Source organism: Pseudomonas sp. 22085, assembly GCF_052045815.1.
GTDB lineage: Bacteria > Pseudomonadota > Gammaproteobacteria > Pseudomonadales > Pseudomonadaceae > Aquipseudomonas > Aquipseudomonas glycinae.
This window is the reverse complement of sequence record NZ_JBQEQA010000005.1, coordinates 312,500-328,813: the sequence shown is the minus strand read 5'-3', so window position 1 is coordinate 328,813 and position 16,314 is coordinate 312,500. Positions and strand designations below refer to the sequence as shown.

The window sequence follows — 16,314 nt, the reverse complement described above, 5'->3', positions numbered from 1 at the left end:
GCGTAGGTTCAGCCGATAAAGATGCTGGATTTGCCGACGCCATCGCGGGCAAGCCCGCTCCCACAAGGATTTGAAGCTGCAAGAACCGCGTCAGACCAGCGCTTTATCCAGCGCCTTCTCGATCTCGGCTTTGATCATGCCGCTCATGGCCGACATCATCAGGCCCAGTTCGACGTCGACCCGGATCGAATCCTCGGCCACATGCACCGCGCCCTTCACGCCCGAACGCTTGAGGTTCAGGACATCGCCCGACCACTGCGGCTCCAGGCCATATTGATCGGAAAGTTTCTGCGCCAGTTTGTCGGCTTTCTCGCGGGCTGCTTCCTTGCCCAGGCTGTGGGCACGCTCAACACTGATATGGGCCATTGAATGACTCCTGCTTTTTGAATGGGGCTATGAATGCCTGCAACGAATCTTGACCGCCACTGCGGCAAATCGTCCCGAAGGTTGCCCATCTTACCTTTAGCCATTCCAAGACAAAGCATGGCTTGGGGATTAGAATGTCGCGCATTCTCTTTTGGTGACAGCGATATGACTGATCAGCGCAAAGGCAGCGATGCCGAACCCACCACTCACTTCGGCTTCAAAAACGTTCCGGAAAGCCAGAAAGCGGAAAAAGTCGCTGAGGTTTTCCACTCCGTAGCGGCGAAGTACGACCTGATGAACGACCTTTTGTCGGGCGGCATGCACCGTCTGTGGAAGCGTTTCGCGATCGAACTGTCGGGCGTACGCGCCGGCAACCGCGTGCTGGACATCGCCGGTGGCACGGGCGATCTGACCAAGAAGTTCTCGCACCTGGTCGGCCCGACCGGTCAGGTGGTGCTGGCCGACATCAACGAATCCATGCTCAAGGTCGGTCGTGACCGCCTGCTGGATGTCGGGGTGTCGGGCAACGTCGAGTTCGTCCAGGCCGACGCTGAAAAACTGCCGTTCCCGGACAACCACTTCGACTGCGTGACCATCGCCTTCGGCCTGCGCAACGTGACGCACAAGGAAGACGCCCTGCGCTCGATGCTGCGCGTACTCAAGCCGGGCGGTCGCCTGCTGGTACTGGAATTCTCCAAGCCGACCAACGCGCTGATGTCCAAGGCCTACGACGCCTATTCGTTCGCCTTCATGCCGCTGATGGGCAAGCTGATCACCAACGACTCGGAAAGCTATCGTTACCTGGCCGAATCGATCCGCATGCACCCGAATCAGGAAACCCTGAAGTCGATGATGGTCGACGCCGGTTTCGACCGCGTGACCTATCACAACATGACCGCAGGCATCGTCGCCCTGCACCGCGGCATCAAACCCTGATGCTGCTGACCGGGCTGCTCGCCAGCGTCGAACTCGGCCTCAACCGTGTGCTGCGTCTCGACAGCACGGCGCTGCCGCGACTGGCGCATCTGACCGGCAAAGTGATTGCCGTGAATTGCCGCAACCCGGCGCTGCAACTGTTCATCCTGCCGAGCGACGAAGGCCTGATGCTGGCGTCCCACTGGGAAACCGGCGTCGATTGCACCCTGCGAGCCCCGGCCTCGAGCCTGGTGAAACTGGCCCTGAGCAAGGACAAGACGGCGGTGCTGCACGCACCGGAAGTCGAACTCGACGGCGACAGCGGCGTGCTGCTGGAGCTGGCGGGCGTGCTGCAGAACCTCGAGCTGGACTGGGAGTACGAACTCTCGCGCTGGCTGGGCCCGGTCGCCACGCAACTGGTCGGCGGTCACCTGCGCAGCCGCGCCCGCTGGTATCAACAAGGATTTGCCAGCCTCAACCAGAACCTCGCCGAATACCTGGCCGAAGAATCGCGCACCCTCGTCGGGCAGCGCGAAGCCGAAGCCCGTTTCAGCGAACTGGACCGGATCAAACTCGATCTGGAACGTCTCGAGGCGCGCTTCGAGCGCCTTTCCCGATCCCTCGACCCAAGCGATAACGCATGAAGCTGCTCGCCGTCCGCCGTCTGTTGCGCATCCAGCGCGTCGTGATCCGCTACCGCCTCGATGACCTGCTGTTCGATCTGCCTTTGCCGTGGTTCCTGCTGGCGCTGCGCTACGTCCTGCCGTGGCGCTGGTTCCCGCGCAAGCCGCTGGAGCTCAGCCGTGGCGCACGTCTACGCCTGGCGTTGCAGGATCTGGGGCCGATCTTCATCAAGTTCGGGCAGATCCTCTCGACCCGCCGCGACCTGCTGCCGGAAGACATCGCCGATGAGCTGATGCGGTTGCAGGACCGGGTGCCGCCATTCGATTCGCAGCTGTCGGTCAAGCTGATCGAAGAGCAACTGGGCAAGAAGATCAGCGAAGTGTTCAGTCGCTTCGACGTCGAACCGCTGGCCTCGGCCTCGGTGGCGCAGGTACACGCCGCGCAACTGAAGACCGGCGAAGAAGTGGTGGTCAAGGTGATCCGCCCGGGCCTGAAACCGGTGATCGCCCAGGATCTGGCGTGGCTGTTCATCCTCGCCCGCGCCGCCGAAAAGGTCTCCGCCGACGCCCGCCTGCTGCACCCGGTGGACGTGGTCAGCGACTACGAAAAAACCATCTACGACGAACTCGACCTGTTGCGCGAGGCGGCCAACGCCAGCCAGTTGAAGCGCAACTTCGAGGGCTCGCCGCTGTTGTATGTGCCACAAGTCTATTGGGACTGGTGCCGGCCGAAAGTGCTGGTGATGGAGCGCATCTACGGGATCCAGGTGACGGATCTGGCAACCCTCGCCGACCAGCGCACCGACATGAAAATGCTCGCCGAACGCGGCGTGGAGATCTTCTTCACCCAGGTGTTCCGCGACAGTTTCTTCCACGCCGACATGCACCCGGGCAACATCTTCGTCAGCACCGTCAACCCGTGGAGCCCGCAGTACATCGCGATCGACTGCGGCATCGTCGGCAGCCTGACCCCGGAAGACCAGGACTATCTGGCACGCAACCTGTTCGCCTTCTTCAAGCGCGACTACCGCCGCGTGGCGCAATTGCACATCGATTCAGGCTGGGTGCCGGCGGAAACCAAGCTCAACGAATTCGAAGCGGCGATCCGTACCGTGTGCGAGCCGATCTTCGAAAAACCATTAAAAGATATTTCATTTGGCCAGGTGCTGATGCGCCTGTTCCAGACCGCGCGCCGCTTCAACATGGAAGTACAACCGCAACTCGTACTGCTGCAAAAGACCTTGCTGAACATCGAAGGCCTGGGCCGTCAGCTGTACCCGGACCTCGATCTGTGGAACACCGCGCAGCCGTTCCTCGAACGCTGGATGCGCGAGCGCGTCAGCCCGAAAGCCTTGCTCGGCAACGTCCAGAGCCAGTTCGAACAACTGCCGCACCTGGCCAACATGGCCCGCGATCTGCTCGAACGCATGTCCCAGCCCCACGCCAACGACCCGCCACCGCCGTGGAAAAAGCGCAAGGACGACTGGTTCCTGCGCCTGCTCGGCAGCGCCCATCTGGCGGGCGGTACGATCCTCGCTGCCGGGGGCCCGATGCACGAACTGGGGCATTGGCCCGCCGGGATCATGGTGGCAGTCGGCTTGTATCTGGTCGTTCGCCGATAGCCAGTTCCGTGATCGGCTGGCACACTGTTTCAACGCCTGAACCCGACTATTGAAGTGTGGGTTCGCTGTCGGAGTCGAAGATGAAAAACTGGCTGGACGAGATCAAGTGGGACGCCGATGGCCTGGTGCCGGCGATTGCCCAGGATCACAAGACCGGACGCGTATTGATGATGGCCTGGATGAACCGCGAAGCCCTGGAGCTGACCGCGGCGGAAAACCGTGCCATCTATTGGTCACGTTCCCGTGGCAAGCTGTGGCGCAAGGGCGAAGAGTCCGGGCACGTACAGACGCTGCATGAAATGCGTCTGGACTGCGACGCCGACGTCATCATCCTGATGGTCGAGCAGATCGGCGACATCGCTTGCCATACTGGCCGTCAAAGCTGCTTCTACCGCGTCTTCGAAAACGGCGACTGGAAAACGGTCGACCCGGTCCTGAAAGACCCGCACGCCATCTATTCCGCAGGACACAAACATGAGTGACACCCTGACTCGCCTTGCTCAGGTACTTGAGGAGCGCAAAGGCGCAGCCGCCGACAGCTCGTATGTCGCCAGCCTGTATCACAAGGGTCTGAACAAGATTCTGGAGAAGGTCGGCGAAGAATCGGTCGAAACGATCATTGCCGCCAAGGACGCCGCCGTCAGCGGCGACTGCAGCGACGTGATCTACGAGACCGCCGACCTGTGGTTCCACAGCATGGTCATGCTTGCCCAGCTGGGGCAGCATCCGCAGGCAGTGCTGGATGAGCTGGATCGCCGCTTCGGCCTGTCCGGACACGTCGAGAAAGCCTCGCGTCCGTCCGCCTGAACAACTTCAAGAGAGGAACAGCAACATGGGCATTTTTGACTGGAAACACTGGATCGTCATCCTGGTGGTCGTGGTACTGGTGTTCGGCACCAAGAAACTGAAAAACCTCGGCACCGACGTCGGCGAATCGATCAAGGGCTTCCGTAAAGCCATGAACGACGACGAAAAACCGGCCGACCCGACCGTCACGCCTGCGCAACCGGTACCGCCGGTACAGCCGCAAGCCACCGCTCAGGCCAACCCGCCGCACACCATCGACGTGCAGGCGCAGAAAGTCGAAGAGCCGATCCGCAAAGACGTGTGAGCACTGACTAATGTTTGGTATCAGCTTCTCTGAACTGCTGCTCGTCGGCCTCGTCGCCCTGCTGGTGCTGGGCCCCGAGCGTCTGCCGGGCGCTGCACGCACCGCCGGCCTGTGGGTCGGACGGCTGAAGCGCAGCTTCAACGCGATCAAACAGGAAGTTGAGCGTGAAATCGGTGCCGACGAAATCCGTCGGCAACTGCACAACGAGCACATCCTGTCGCTGGAACAGGAGGCGCGGAAGTTTTTCACGCCGGTTCAGCAGGAGCCGACGCCGGTCGAGCACGTGGGTGAGCAGACGATTCATGCGCCTGCCGCCGCGACGCCACCAGCACCTGTCGTAGCGCCAACCGATTCTGCACCTGCTGTCGCAACCACGACGGTTGAACATGTAGCTCCAACCGCCGCGCCGACCACACCAGCGCCTCACGACCCAACATTGCCGCCGCGAGCCCCATGAGCGATCTCCCCGAAAACGACCAGCACATGCCGCTGGTTTCGCACCTCACCGAGTTGCGCACCCGCCTGCTGCGTTGCGTCGCGGCGATCTTCATCATCTTCGCCGGGCTGTTTGCCTTCACCCAGCAGATCTACACCTTCGTCTCGACGCCGTTGCGCGAATACCTGCCGGCCGGCGCGACGATGATCGCCACCGACGTGTCGTCGCCGTTCCTGACGCCGCTGAAACTGACGATGATGGTCTCGCTGTTCCTGGCGATCCCGGTGATCCTGCATCAGATCTGGGGCTTCATCGCGCCGGGCCTGTACAAGCACGAGAAGCGTGTCGCGGTGCCGTTGCTGATCTCCAGCATCCTGCTGTTCTACACCGGCATGGCGTTCGCCTACTTCTTCGTGTTCCCGCTGATCTTCAAGTTCTTCGCCTCGGCCACCCCGGCCGGCGTGGAAATGATGACCGACATCACCAGTTACCTCGATTTCGTCATGACGCTGTTCTTCGCTTTCGGCGTGGCGTTCGAAATCCCGGTGGCCGTGGTGCTGCTGGTGTGGATCGGCGTGGTCGACGTCAAATACCTGAAGAAGATTCGTCCGTATGTGATCATCGGCTGCTTCGTGGTGGGCATGATCCTGACCCCGCCGGACATCTTCTCCCAGACCCTGCTGGCCGTGCCGATGTGGATGCTGTTCGAAGTCGGCATCCTTTTCGGCAGCCTGGTCAGCAAGCGCGAGCGCCCGGAAGAAACCGCCGACGATCACAACGACCAGCCGCCAGCGACTCAGCCATGAACCTGCTGCTGCTCGAAGAGGCCGACTTCATTGCGGCCGACCGCGTCGTGCTGCGTGATCGGCGCCTGACCCACATGCAGGAAGTCCACCGTTCGGAAGTCGGCGACAGCCTGCGGGTCGGGCGGATCGGCGGGTTGATGGGCTCGGCCGAGCTGCTGCGCCTGGACGCGGGTGAAGCCGAACTGCGGGTCACCCTCGATCAACCGCCACCGGCCAAACTGCCGCTGACCCTGGTACTCGCCCTGCCCCGCCCTAAGATGCTGCGCCGGGTGTTCCAGACCGTGGCGACCATGGGCGTGTCGAAGGTGATTCTGGTCAACAGCTACCGGGTCGAGAAAAGCTTCTGGCAGACGCCGTTCCTCGAACCGGACGCCATCCGCGAACAACTGATCCTCGGCCTCGAACAGGCCCGCGATACCGTGCTGCCGGAAATCATCATCGAGAAGCGCTTCAAGCCGTTCGTCGAAGATCGCCTGCCAGCCATCACCGACGGCACCCTCGGCCTGGTCGGTCATCCGGGCAATTTCCCGCCCTGCCCCCGCGCCCTGAACGAACCGGTGACCCTGGCCATCGGCCCCGAGGGTGGCTGGATTCCCTACGAAATCGACCTGCTGGCCAAGGCCGGGCTGCAACCGGTGCAACTGGGCGAGCGAATCCTGCGGGTCGAAACCGCCGTCACCGCGCTGCTGGCCCGGCTGTTCTGAGCGCTTCTGTTCTAAGCGCTTCGCCGGACAAAAGGCGTTACAGATTGCCATCATCCGGCCGATACCCTCTCCATAAGTCCAATTAGTGGTCCGAGGGAGTCGTCGCATGTACCGTTGGTTAGCCGAGAGTCTTGGAAACGTCAGCGTCAAACGTAAGCTTGGAATCGGTTTCGGCCTGGTGCTGCTGCTGACCCTGTTGATCACCTTCACCGGCTGGACCGGCATGAGCGGGATCATCAGCCGGGGTGACAAGCTCGGCTTCATCTCCAGCCTCAACGAGCTGACCAAAGACCTGCGCCTGGCACGCCTGGACTATGAAGCCCGCCGTGGCGAACAGGGCCCTGGCGCGGTCAATGACCTGCTCGGCAAGCTCGACAGCGGCCTGCAAAGCGCGCGCGGCATGATCGAGCAACCGTCCGACGTGGCCATGATCGACCAGCAACTGGCGGCGGTCGCCGAGTACAAACGCGCCTTTGGCGACATGACCCAGGCCACCGTGCAGCGTGAAGACGCCCGCAGCAAACTCGGCGCCAGCGCCGATAACGCCGTGGCCAAGGTCAGCGAAGTCGAGAAATCCCTGCTGCAAGGCGACAGCGTTGCGCAATTCAACAGCGTGATCGAGCTGAGCAAACTGCTGCAGCAGGCGCGCTATCAGGTGCGCGGCTACACCTACAGCGGCAAGGCCGAAGCCGAACAACCGGCGCTGGATGCCATCGCCGCGGCTCTGAACAATCTCGAAAGCCTGCCGAGCAAACTGCCCGAACAACACATCGCCAACCTGCAACAGGCCACCGAATCGCTGAAGGCTTACCGCGCTGCCGTCAGCCAGTTCCGCGACTCCCAGGTGAACAATGCCAAGGCCATGGCTCGCATGACCGCTCAGGGCGACATCCTGCTCGACGTCAGCAAGAAACTTACCGAATCTCAGACCATCGTCCGCGACACCGATGCCGCGCACGCCAAAAACATGCTGATGATCGCCACCCTGCTGGCCCTGGCCTTCGGTCTGCTCGCGGCCTGGGCGATCACCCGACAGATCATCATTCCGCTGGAGCAGACCCTGAAAGTCGCCGAACGCGTGGCCGCCGGTGACCTGACCCACAATCTGGTGTCCCTGCGCCGTGACGAACTCGGTCAGCTGCAGCGTTCGATGCAGAGCATGACCCAGGGCCTGCGCGAATTGATCGGCGGCATCAGCGACGGCGTGACCCAGATCGCCAGCGCCGCCGAAGAGTTGTCCGCGGTGACCGAGCAGACCAGCGCCGGGGTGAACAATCAGAAAGTCGAAACCGACCAAGTCGCGACCGCCATGAACGAAATGGCCGCCACCGTGCAGGAAGTCGCGCGCAACGCCGAGGAAGCTTCGGAAGCCGCGGTCGCTGCTGACCAGCAGGCCCGTGAAGGCGACAAGGTGGTTGGCGAAGCCATTGCCCAGATCGAACGTCTGGCCGCTGAAGTCAGCCATTCCACCGAGGCCATGGGCGAGCTCAAGCGCGAAAGCGACAAGATCGGCAGCGTGCTCGACGTGATCAAGTCCGTAGCCCAACAAACCAACCTGCTGGCCCTAAACGCCGCCATCGAGGCCGCCCGTGCCGGTGAAGCCGGACGTGGCTTTGCGGTGGTTGCCGACGAAGTCCGCAGCCTGGCCCAGCGCACTCAGAAGTCCACGGAAGAGATCGAAGAACTGATCGTCGGCCTGCAGAACGGCACCCAGCAAGTCGCGACGATCATGGACAACAGCCGCACCCTGACCGACAGCAGCGTCGAGCTGACCCGGCGTGCCGGTGGTTCGCTGGAAAGCATCACCCGTACCGTTTCGGCGATTCAGGCGATGAACCAGCAGATCGCCGCAGCGGCCGAGCAGCAGAGCGCCGTGGCTGAAGAGATCAACCGCAGCGTGCTGAACGTGCGGGATGTCTCGGACCAGACCTCGGCGGCCAGTGAAGAGACGGCGGCCTCCAGCGTCGAGCTGGCGCGTTTGGGCACTCACCTGCAAACGCTGGTGGGCCGGTTCAAGGTGTAAGTGGACGCCCGATCGTTCCCACGCTCCGCGTGGGAATGCATCCTGTGACGCTCCGCGTCACGCTTGCGAAGGGACGCAGAGCGTCCTGGGCGGCATTCCCACGCAGAGCGTGGGAACGATCAGTGATAAAAAAACGCAGCCAATGGCTGCGTTTTTTTTGCCCTGCGTTTAGAGGACTTGCCGCAGGAACGCCTGGGCTCGCAGATCCTTCGGCGCATCGAAGAACTCCGCCGGCGAGGCGTCTTCCAGCAGTTTGCCGTGATCGAAGAACAGCACCCGATCCGCCACTTCCCGGGCAAAACCCATTTCGTGGGTCACGCAGACCATGGTCATGCCTTCCACGGCCAGGTTCTTCATCACGTCCAGCACTTCGCCGACCATTTCCGGGTCGAGGGCCGAGGTCGGTTCGTCGAACAGCATGACCTTCGGATCCATCGCCAGCGCCCGGGCAATCGCCACCCGCTGTTGCTGACCGCCGGACAGGCGCGACGGGTACTCGCGGGCCTTCTGGGCGATGCCGACCTTCTCCAGCAACGCCAGGGCCTTGGCCTCGCTTTCCTTCTGGCCGCGCTTGCGCACGACTTTCTGCGCCAGGCACAGGTTTTCCAGCACGGTCATGTGCGGGAACAGATTGAAATGCTGGAACACCATACCGACTTCGCGGCGATAGGCGTTGACGTCGGTTTTCGGGTCGGCCAGTTGCAGGCCGTCGATGCTCACCGAGCCGGAATCGAATTCTTCCAGACCGTTGAGGCAACGCAGGAAGGTCGACTTGCCGGAACCGGACGGGCCGATCACCACCAGCACTTCGCCCTTGGCCACGGACGTGCTGACGTTATCCACCGCGCGCACCACTTGCCCACGGGTGTCGAAGACTTTTACCAGATCGCGGACTTCAATCACTTTGCGCGAGCCTCCGCTCAAGCCGGCTGGCGATTTTCGACAGCGGCAGGTTGATCAACAGGTACAGGCCGGCGACGCAGAACAGGATCTCGAACGGCGAGAACGAGGTGGTGATGACTTCACGGCCGCTTTTCAGCAGCTCGGTGATGGCGATCACCGACACCAGCGAAGTGTCTTTGACCAGACTGATGAACTGCCCGGCCAGCGGCGGCAGCACGCGCTTGAACGCCTGCGGCAGCACCACATGACGCATCGACTGGCCGGCGCTCAGGCCCAGCGAACGCGCCGCTTCGTTCTGACCACGGGCAATCGACTGCACACCGGAACGGATGATTTCCGCCACGTAGGCGCCAGTGAACAGCGACAGCGCTGCGATCCCGGCGAACTCCCGGGACAGGTTCATCACCGTGCCGATGAAGAAATAGAAAATGAAGATCTGCACCAGCAGCGGCGTGCCGCGCACCAGCTCGACATAGATCGTCGACAGGTCGCGCAGGGTCGGGTTGCTCGACAGCCGGCACAGCCCGGTCGCCAGACCGATCAGCAGACCCAGCACGCCGGACACCACCGACAGCCAAAGCGTGGTCCACAGGCCCCACAACAGCGGACCCGCCGCCCAATGCCGGGTCACGCCCACGACGTCGCCTTCGGCCACATCGTCGCCCTGAGCGAATTGCAGGCTGTTTTCGTCGACGGTCAGGTGCTGCTCGTCACCGGCATCGTTGCGCAGGGTGACCTGCGCGCTGCCACCCTTGCGCACCAGTTCGCTGACGGTGGAAATATCGGTCGCGCGCTGGGTTTCCTCGGCCTGATAGGCGAAGTACTGCGGCACGCGGTTCCAGCGCCATTCGTAGGACATCAGCGACGTGGCGTAATACAGCGCGCCGGCCAGGCCGACCAGCACCAGCACGGTCAGGACGTGCCAGGGCCATTGGGCTTTTTTCTGTTTCATTGAATGTTTCTCTGAGTCGCTCGTTCCCATGCTCTGCGTGGGAATGCATCCTGTGACGCTCTGCGTCACGCTTGCGAAGGGACGCGGAGCGTCCCGGGCGGCATTCCCACGCAGAGCGTGGGAAGGATCGGCGAGCGGGTGTTATTCCATGTCCTTGAGCCACTCGGTGCTCTTGAACCACTTGTCATGGATGCGATCGTAGGTGCCGTCTTCGTGGATCTGGTGCAGGAAGTTGTTGATGAAGTTGATGCTGTCGTAGTCACCCTTCTTCAGACCGAAGGCCAGTGGCTCGTAGGTGAACGGCTTGTCGAGGAACACCAGCTTGCCGGCGCCGACCTTGTTCACTGCAACGACGTTGTACGGCGCGTCGTAGATGAAGGCGTCCGCCTTGCCGTTGACCACGTCGAGCACGGCTTCCTGCTCGTTGTCGTAACCGTGGTACTTGGCCTTGGAGATCAGCTTCTTGGCGACCATCTCGCCAGTGGTGCCGAGCTTGGAGGTGATGCGGTAGTCGGCGGTGTTCAGGTCTTTGTAGGACTTGATGGTGCCTTCCAGCTCTTTACGGATCAGCAGGGTCTGGCCGACCACGATGAACGGTTCGCTGAAGTTCAGGCGCAGGTTGCGTTCCTGGGTCAGGGTCATGCCGCTGCCGATCATGTCGAACTTGTCGGTCATCAGCGCCGGGATGATCCCGTCGTAACCGGTGGAGACCAGCTCCAGCTTGACGCCCATCGCCTTGGTCATGGCTTTGAGGATGTCGACTTCGAAACCGATGATTTCGCCGCGCTTGTTGGTCATTTCGAACGGCATGTAGGTCGGATCCATGCCGACTTTCAACGAGCCACGCTTGACCGCCTCGTCGATTGCGCCGGCCTGCGCCGCATTGACTGCAACCAGTGCCGTGACGCCGACCAGCAGCATCGACAGATACTTCTTCATCTTCAAGTCCCCAAAACCATTGCGTTTGCGGCGCGAAAACCGACAGAAATGGACAAGATTGTCCGGGTGCGCCAATTCGGGGACGGATGCTAACGCACTCGTCCGTTTGCACAAGGTTTTTTGATCGGTTGCTGCCGTATGGGACGCAGAGCGTCCCGGGCTGCATTCCCACGCAGAGCGTGGGAACGAGTGATCCGCGACACTAATCGGCAGGCAAAAAAAACCCCGCTTTCGCGGGGTTTCTTCATCAGGCCGGTTGCGCCTGCAAGCTCACCGGCTTGAGCGGCAGCAGCGGCGCATGGGGATCGGCTTTCACCGAAGCCCGCCAGGCGTCCAGCCACTCGGCGTGACCTTCGGCCCACACCTGCTCGTGCAGACGGGCCAGGGCCACCGGATCGCTCAGCAGTTGCAGGCGATCATGGTTGTTCAGCCCGGCCGGGCCGACCTTGATCGCGTGACGCACGCGTTCCTGACGCAGCCATTCGATCGGCTCGGCCTGACCGTGACGCGAGGTCGCCAGCGAGCACGCCAGGGCGTTCTGCTGCGGATCGACCACCGCGCGGATAAAGCCGTCGTTCAGCGCGTGCCAGCGGTTTTCGTGGGTGTACTGATCGGTGGCCAGCAGCGCCTGTGGCGGATTGTATTCCTCGGGGATGAGGAACAGGCTCTCGTCACGGGACTTCAGACCCAGACCGACGCGGCTGGAAATCACCGACACCGGAATCGACAGCATCAGCGAACCGACGATCGGCACCAGCCACCACAGGAAGCTCGGGTTCAGCCAGATCACCAGCAGCGCCCAGAAGAAGCCCAGCAGGGTCTGCGGGCCGTGACGCTTGACCGCTTCGCTCCATGGCGTGGAGTCATCGTCACGCTGCGGCGAGTTCCAGGTGGCGGCCCAGCCGAGGAACGCGGCCAGAACGAAACGGGTGTGGAAAATCATCCGCACCGGCGCCAGCAGCATGGAAAACAGCATCTCCAGCAGCATCGACAGGGTCACCTTGAACTTGCCGCCGAACTCTTTCGCGCCCTTGGCCCAGATCAGGATGATGCTCAACAGCTTCGGCAGGAACAGCAGCACGATGGTCGTCGAGAACAGCGCGATCGCCTTGTCCGGGTGCCATTGTGGCCACAGCGGATAGAGCTGACGCGGTTCGAGGAAGTACTGCGGCTCCATCAGCGTGTTCACCGCCAGCAGCGCGGTCGACAGCACCAGGAAGAAGAACCACAGCGGCGCCGACAGGTAAGACATCACGCCGGTCAGGAACACCGCGCGGTGCACCGGGTGCATGCCCTTTACCAGGAACAGACGGAAGTTCATCAGGTTGCCGTGGCACCAGCGACGGTCACGCTTGAGCTCGTCGAGCAGGTTCGGCGGCAGTTCTTCGTAGCTGCCCGGCAGATCGTAGGCAATCCACACGCCCCAGCCGGCACGGCGCATCAGCGCCGCTTCAACGAAGTCGTGAGAGAGAATCGCACCGGAGAACGCCCCCTTGCCCGGCAACGGCGCCAGGGCGCAGTGGTCGATGAACGGCTTCATGCGGATGATCGCGTTGTGACCCCAGTAGTGGGATTCACCCAGCTGCCAGAAGTGCAGACCGGCCGTGAACAGCGGACCGTAAACCCGGGTGGCGAACTGCTGCATGCGCGCATACAGCGTGTCCATGCCCGAAGCGCGCGGCGCGGTCTGGATGATGCCGGCGTCCGGCGTGGCCTCCATCAGGCGCACCAGACTGGTCAGGCACTCGCCGCTCATCACCGAGTCGGCGTCGAGCACGACCATGTACTTGTAGTCACCGCCCCAGCGACGGCAGAAGTCGTCGAGGTTGCCGCTCTTGCGTTTGACGCGACGGCGACGGCGGCGATAGAAGATCTTGCCGAAGCCCTTGGCTTCGCGGCAGACGTCCAGCCAGGCCTGCTGCTCGGCAACGCAGATGTCGGTGTCGTTACTGTCGCTGAGGACGAAGAAGTCGAAACGGTCCAGGTCACCGGTAGCGGCGACCGACTCGAACGTCGCGCGCAGACCGGCAAATACCCGAGGCACGTCTTCGTTGCAGATCGGCATCACCAGCGCGGTGCGCGCGTCTTTCGGAATCGGCTCGTTGCCGGCACTTTTACCGGAGATCCGGTATTTATCGTGGCCGGTGAGCAATTCGAGGAAGCCCATCAGCGCGGTCCAGAAACCGGCCGACACCCAGCAGAACAGAATCCCGAACATGATCAGGATGCTGGTTTGCAGCGCATACGGCAGCACTTGCGTGGCGGTTTGCAACAGCGGTTGATGCAGGACTTCTTCCAGATCGACGAACGACCAGCCCTGGTACGGCATGATGCCTTTCATGTACCAGCCGGCGACGATGGTCTGACCCAGCATCAGCACCAGCAGAATGTAGCGACGGATCGAACCGACCGTGCGCCAGCGCGCCGCCGGCAGCACGTTGGCGTCCTTCGGCGGTTGCGGCGGGTTGGTCCGGCCGGTCAGGCGGCGCCAGCCACGCACCAGAATGTTGGTGCGCCACGGCTCCGGCACGACCTTGGTCCGACGGATCGGCGGCGTGGCCTTCATGCTGACCCGACCGCTGGCGTCGAGCACCAGCATTTCCGCGTCTTGCAGCTCTTCGGCGGTGCTCAGGATCAGGCGCTGGCCGACCGAAGCCTGGGCGGCTTCGGTCGGTGCGTCAAAGGTCTTGGACGACAGGCGTTCATGCAATTCGCTGAAGGACTGGCAGCCCGCGAGTTCCGCGCGCTGCTCGTCGGTCATCGGCAGATGCGCCAGGTACTCGGACAGAGTCTCTGGCTGTACTTGAGAGTTACTCATCGGCAGGCAACTGATAGCTCCAGGTCTCGGTCAGGACTTCTTCAGTCGGTGCCGATTCCGGTGTGGCTGGGGCCGCGTCCGCAGCGGCTGGCTGCTTGGCGTCTTTGTTGGCCTTGTCCTTGGCATCTGCAACCGGCTTGGCGTCGGCCTGTTTGGCCTCGGCGGCCTTGGCTTCCTTGTCGGCTTTCTCTTGTTGCTTGGCGGCAACCTTGTCGGCCTTGGCTACCGACGAATTGGACGTCGGCACCGAAGACTTGGCCAGATCAGCGGTCACCACTGGCTGAACCAGGGCTGCGCGCATTTCGGTGGACTTGCTCGGGTCCTTGATCTTCATCCGCAGGGTCAGGCGCCAGCCTTTGGTTTCCGGGTTGTAGCGCACGCTGTTTTCGACCAGTTCGGCGTTGTCGCCGACGCTGACCTGGCTGCGAACGTCCGCGTCCGGGGCCAGGGCCGCCAGGGACGGGCCTTCGAAATCGACCAGGTAGGCCACGCTGCCATCCGGCTGACGGATCAGGTTCGACTGCTTGACGTCACCGGTCGAACGCAGGGTCTGGTTGACCCAGGCGCTGTCCGGCGCGTGCAGCGCGGCTTCGTCGATGGTCCAGTGCATGCGGTAGGCGAAGTCCAGCGGCTGGCCAGGCTCCGGCAGTTTTTCCGGGTTCCAGAACGCTACGATGTTGTCGTTGGTTTCGTCGGCGGTCGGGATCTCGACCAGATCAACGGTGCCCTTGCCCCAATCGCCCTTCGGCTCGATCCAGGCGCTTGGGCGCTTGTCGTAGCGGTCGTCGAGGTCTTCGTAGTGGCTGAAGTCACGGCCACGTTGCAGCAGACCGAAACCACGCGGGTTCTCGACGCTGAACTGGCTGACAGCCAAGTGTTTCGGGTTGTTCAGCGGACGCCAGATCCACTCGCCATTGCCGGCATGGATCGACAGACCGCTGGAGTCGTGCAGTTCACGACGGTAGTTGAGCACTTTCGACGGCTGGTTGGCGCCGAACAGGAACATGCTGGTCAGCGGCGCGATGCCGAGCTTGCCGACCTTGTCACGCAGGTACATCTGGCCCTTGACGTCGACGATGGTGTCGCTGCCCGGACGCAGGATCAGACGGTAGGCGCCGGTCGCACGTGGCGAATCCAGCAGGGCGAAGATCACCAGGTGCTTGTCGCCCGGCTTCGGCTGCTGAATCCAGAACTCGCGAAAACGCGGGAATTCTTCGCCGGACGGCAAAGCGGTGTCGATTGCCAGACCACGGGCCGACAGACCGTAGGTGTGCCCCTTGCCGACCACGCGGAAGTAGCTCGCGCCCAGCATGGTCATGATTTCGTCTTGCTTGTCCGCCTTGTTGATCGGGTACAGCACACGGAAACCGGCATAGCCCAGTTGTTCGGTGGCCTTCGGATCGAACTGCAGGTCGCCGAAATCGAAACGGCTTGGATCGTATTTGATCTCTTCGACGGTGTTCGCGGTGATTTCGTTGATTTTCACCGGCGTATCGAAGTGCATGCCCTGATGATAGAAGGACAGCTTGAACGGGGTCTTCTGGTCGGCCCATTCGGCTTTTTCGGTGCGGAAACGAATCTTCTGATAGTCCGCGAATTTCATTTCACGGAATTCGTTTGGCAGGTTGCTGCGCGGGGCTTCGAACTTCTGCCCGGCCAGCTCTTTAGCCTTGGCCGACACATCGTCAAGATTGAATGCCCAGAGCTGGCCGGCGCTGAGCAGGCAGAGTACTGCCGAGCCCGCTACCAGAGCGCTGCGCAAGCGTTTGGCAGACAATTTTGCTGCATTACAGGGACTAACAATCACGAGCAACCCTCGCCGAAAACAGATCAATAAACCAACGGCCAGATGAAGTGCCTGTGAGGAATTCGGTACAAAAAAACCGACCTTGCAGGACACCCTTGCCAAGTTGGCGAGCATTGTTCCGACTCCGCTGGGTCAAAATGATTCCCCAATCGGATCCGGACAAGTCTCTACCTAAGTCAAAATGGACCAACGAACGCTGATCCCCGTAGCGCGCGATTATCTAGTAGCCCGCGTGACAACGCATCAGGGGTAACAAAGTATTTATCGCGAAAATTCCCTGTTTTCAGTC

General features: G+C 62.0%; 16 protein-coding genes and 1 pseudogene. 11 read left to right on the top strand and 6 right to left on the bottom strand.

Annotation, left to right across the window (positions count from 1 at the left end; all coding sequences use genetic code 11):
• Window positions 1-90: 90 nt before the first annotated feature.
• Window positions 91-366 carry a polyhydroxyalkanoic acid system family protein gene (locus ACTJK7_RS08335; protein WP_007952417.1) on the bottom strand — a complete coding sequence of 92 codons (276 nt, stop codon included), beginning with the start codon at window positions 364-366 and terminating at the stop codon, window positions 91-93.
• A gap of 165 nt (window positions 367-531) precedes the next feature.
• On the opposite strand from ACTJK7_RS08335, the gene ubiE reads away from it, so the two are divergent.
• From ubiE to ACTJK7_RS08280, 11 genes and pseudogenes are all read left to right on the top strand, one after another.
• Complete coding sequence (gene ubiE, locus ACTJK7_RS08330; protein ID WP_007952418.1) at window positions 532-1,302, top strand: bifunctional demethylmenaquinone methyltransferase/2-methoxy-6-polyprenyl-1,4-benzoquinol methylase UbiE; 771 nt, start codon at window positions 532-534, stop codon at window positions 1,300-1,302.
• The gene (locus ACTJK7_RS08325; RefSeq protein WP_440780000.1) at window positions 1,302-1,925 is read left to right on the top strand and encodes a ubiquinone biosynthesis accessory factor UbiJ; all 624 of its coding nucleotides are present in this window, start codon (window positions 1,302-1,304) and stop codon (window positions 1,923-1,925) included. The genes ubiE and ACTJK7_RS08325 overlap by 1 nt, the downstream gene beginning before the upstream one ends.
• Window positions 1,922-3,526, top strand: coding sequence for a ubiquinone biosynthesis regulatory protein kinase UbiB (gene ubiB / locus ACTJK7_RS08320; protein WP_064382828.1), 1,605 nt, complete (start codon window positions 1,922-1,924; stop codon window positions 3,524-3,526). Before ACTJK7_RS08325 ends, ubiB begins: the two co-directional genes overlap by 4 nt.
• Window positions 3,527-3,606: 80 nt before the next feature.
• On the top strand, window positions 3,607-4,008 hold the full coding sequence (gene hisI / locus ACTJK7_RS08315) for a phosphoribosyl-AMP cyclohydrolase (RefSeq protein ID WP_007909357.1): 402 nt from the start codon (window positions 3,607-3,609) through the stop codon (window positions 4,006-4,008).
• Entirely contained in the window at window positions 4,001-4,333 is a 333-nt protein-coding gene (locus ACTJK7_RS08310; RefSeq protein ID WP_007952422.1) for a phosphoribosyl-ATP diphosphatase, read from the top strand. Before hisI ends, ACTJK7_RS08310 begins: the two co-directional genes overlap by 8 nt.
• Before the next feature lie 25 nt (window positions 4,334-4,358).
• Window positions 4,359-4,637, top strand: coding sequence for a twin-arginine translocase TatA/TatE family subunit (locus ACTJK7_RS08305; RefSeq protein WP_007952423.1), 279 nt, complete (start codon window positions 4,359-4,361; stop codon window positions 4,635-4,637).
• A 10-nt stretch (window positions 4,638-4,647) separates the two neighbouring features.
• Entirely contained in the window at window positions 4,648-5,094 is a 447-nt protein-coding gene (gene tatB / locus ACTJK7_RS08300; RefSeq protein WP_440780001.1) for a Sec-independent protein translocase protein TatB, read from the top strand.
• Window positions 5,091-5,879, top strand: a complete 789-nt coding sequence (gene tatC, locus ACTJK7_RS08295) for a twin-arginine translocase subunit TatC (protein WP_007952425.1) — start codon at window positions 5,091-5,093, stop codon at window positions 5,877-5,879. The genes tatB and tatC overlap by 4 nt, the downstream gene beginning before the upstream one ends.
• Window positions 5,876-6,583: a 16S rRNA (uracil(1498)-N(3))-methyltransferase gene (locus ACTJK7_RS08290; protein WP_064382826.1), complete on the top strand. Its 708-nt coding sequence runs from the start codon at window positions 5,876-5,878 to the stop codon at window positions 6,581-6,583. Before tatC ends, ACTJK7_RS08290 begins: the two co-directional genes overlap by 4 nt.
• 106 nt (window positions 6,584-6,689) lie before the next feature.
• Window positions 6,690-7,751 (top strand): annotated as a pseudogene (locus tag ACTJK7_RS08285) (methyl-accepting chemotaxis protein); the annotation flags it as partial.
• Window positions 7,734-8,606 (top strand): methyl-accepting chemotaxis protein, encoded by an 873-nt coding sequence (locus tag ACTJK7_RS08280; protein ID WP_419791859.1) that lies wholly within the window; start codon window positions 7,734-7,736, stop codon window positions 8,604-8,606. The pseudogene ACTJK7_RS08285 and the gene ACTJK7_RS08280, both read left to right, overlap by 18 nt.
• A 168-nt stretch (window positions 8,607-8,774) precedes the next feature.
• Here the strand turns inward: ACTJK7_RS08280 and ACTJK7_RS08275 are convergent, their stop codons facing one another.
• The 5 genes from ACTJK7_RS08275 to ACTJK7_RS08255 form a co-directional block, all read right to left on the bottom strand.
• Complete coding sequence (locus ACTJK7_RS08275) at window positions 8,775-9,509, bottom strand: amino acid ABC transporter ATP-binding protein (protein ID WP_108559179.1); 735 nt, start codon at window positions 9,507-9,509, stop codon at window positions 8,775-8,777.
• Window positions 9,502-10,461, bottom strand: coding sequence for an amino acid ABC transporter permease (locus tag ACTJK7_RS08270; protein WP_007952431.1), 960 nt, complete (start codon window positions 10,459-10,461; stop codon window positions 9,502-9,504). The genes ACTJK7_RS08275 and ACTJK7_RS08270 overlap by 8 nt, the downstream gene beginning before the upstream one ends.
• Window positions 10,462-10,602: 141 nt before the next feature.
• Entirely contained in the window at window positions 10,603-11,400 is a 798-nt protein-coding gene (locus ACTJK7_RS08265; protein WP_108559177.1) for a transporter substrate-binding domain-containing protein, read from the bottom strand.
• A 247-nt stretch (window positions 11,401-11,647) separates the two neighbouring features.
• Window positions 11,648-14,218 carry a glucans biosynthesis glucosyltransferase MdoH gene (mdoH, locus tag ACTJK7_RS08260; RefSeq protein ID WP_064382823.1) on the bottom strand — a complete coding sequence of 857 codons (2,571 nt, stop codon included), beginning with the start codon at window positions 14,216-14,218 and terminating at the stop codon, window positions 11,648-11,650.
• Complete coding sequence (locus ACTJK7_RS08255; protein WP_011332055.1) at window positions 14,211-16,025, bottom strand: glucan biosynthesis protein G; 1,815 nt, start codon at window positions 16,023-16,025, stop codon at window positions 14,211-14,213. The genes mdoH and ACTJK7_RS08255 overlap by 8 nt, the downstream gene beginning before the upstream one ends.
• Between the last annotated feature and the right edge of the window lie 289 nt (window positions 16,026-16,314).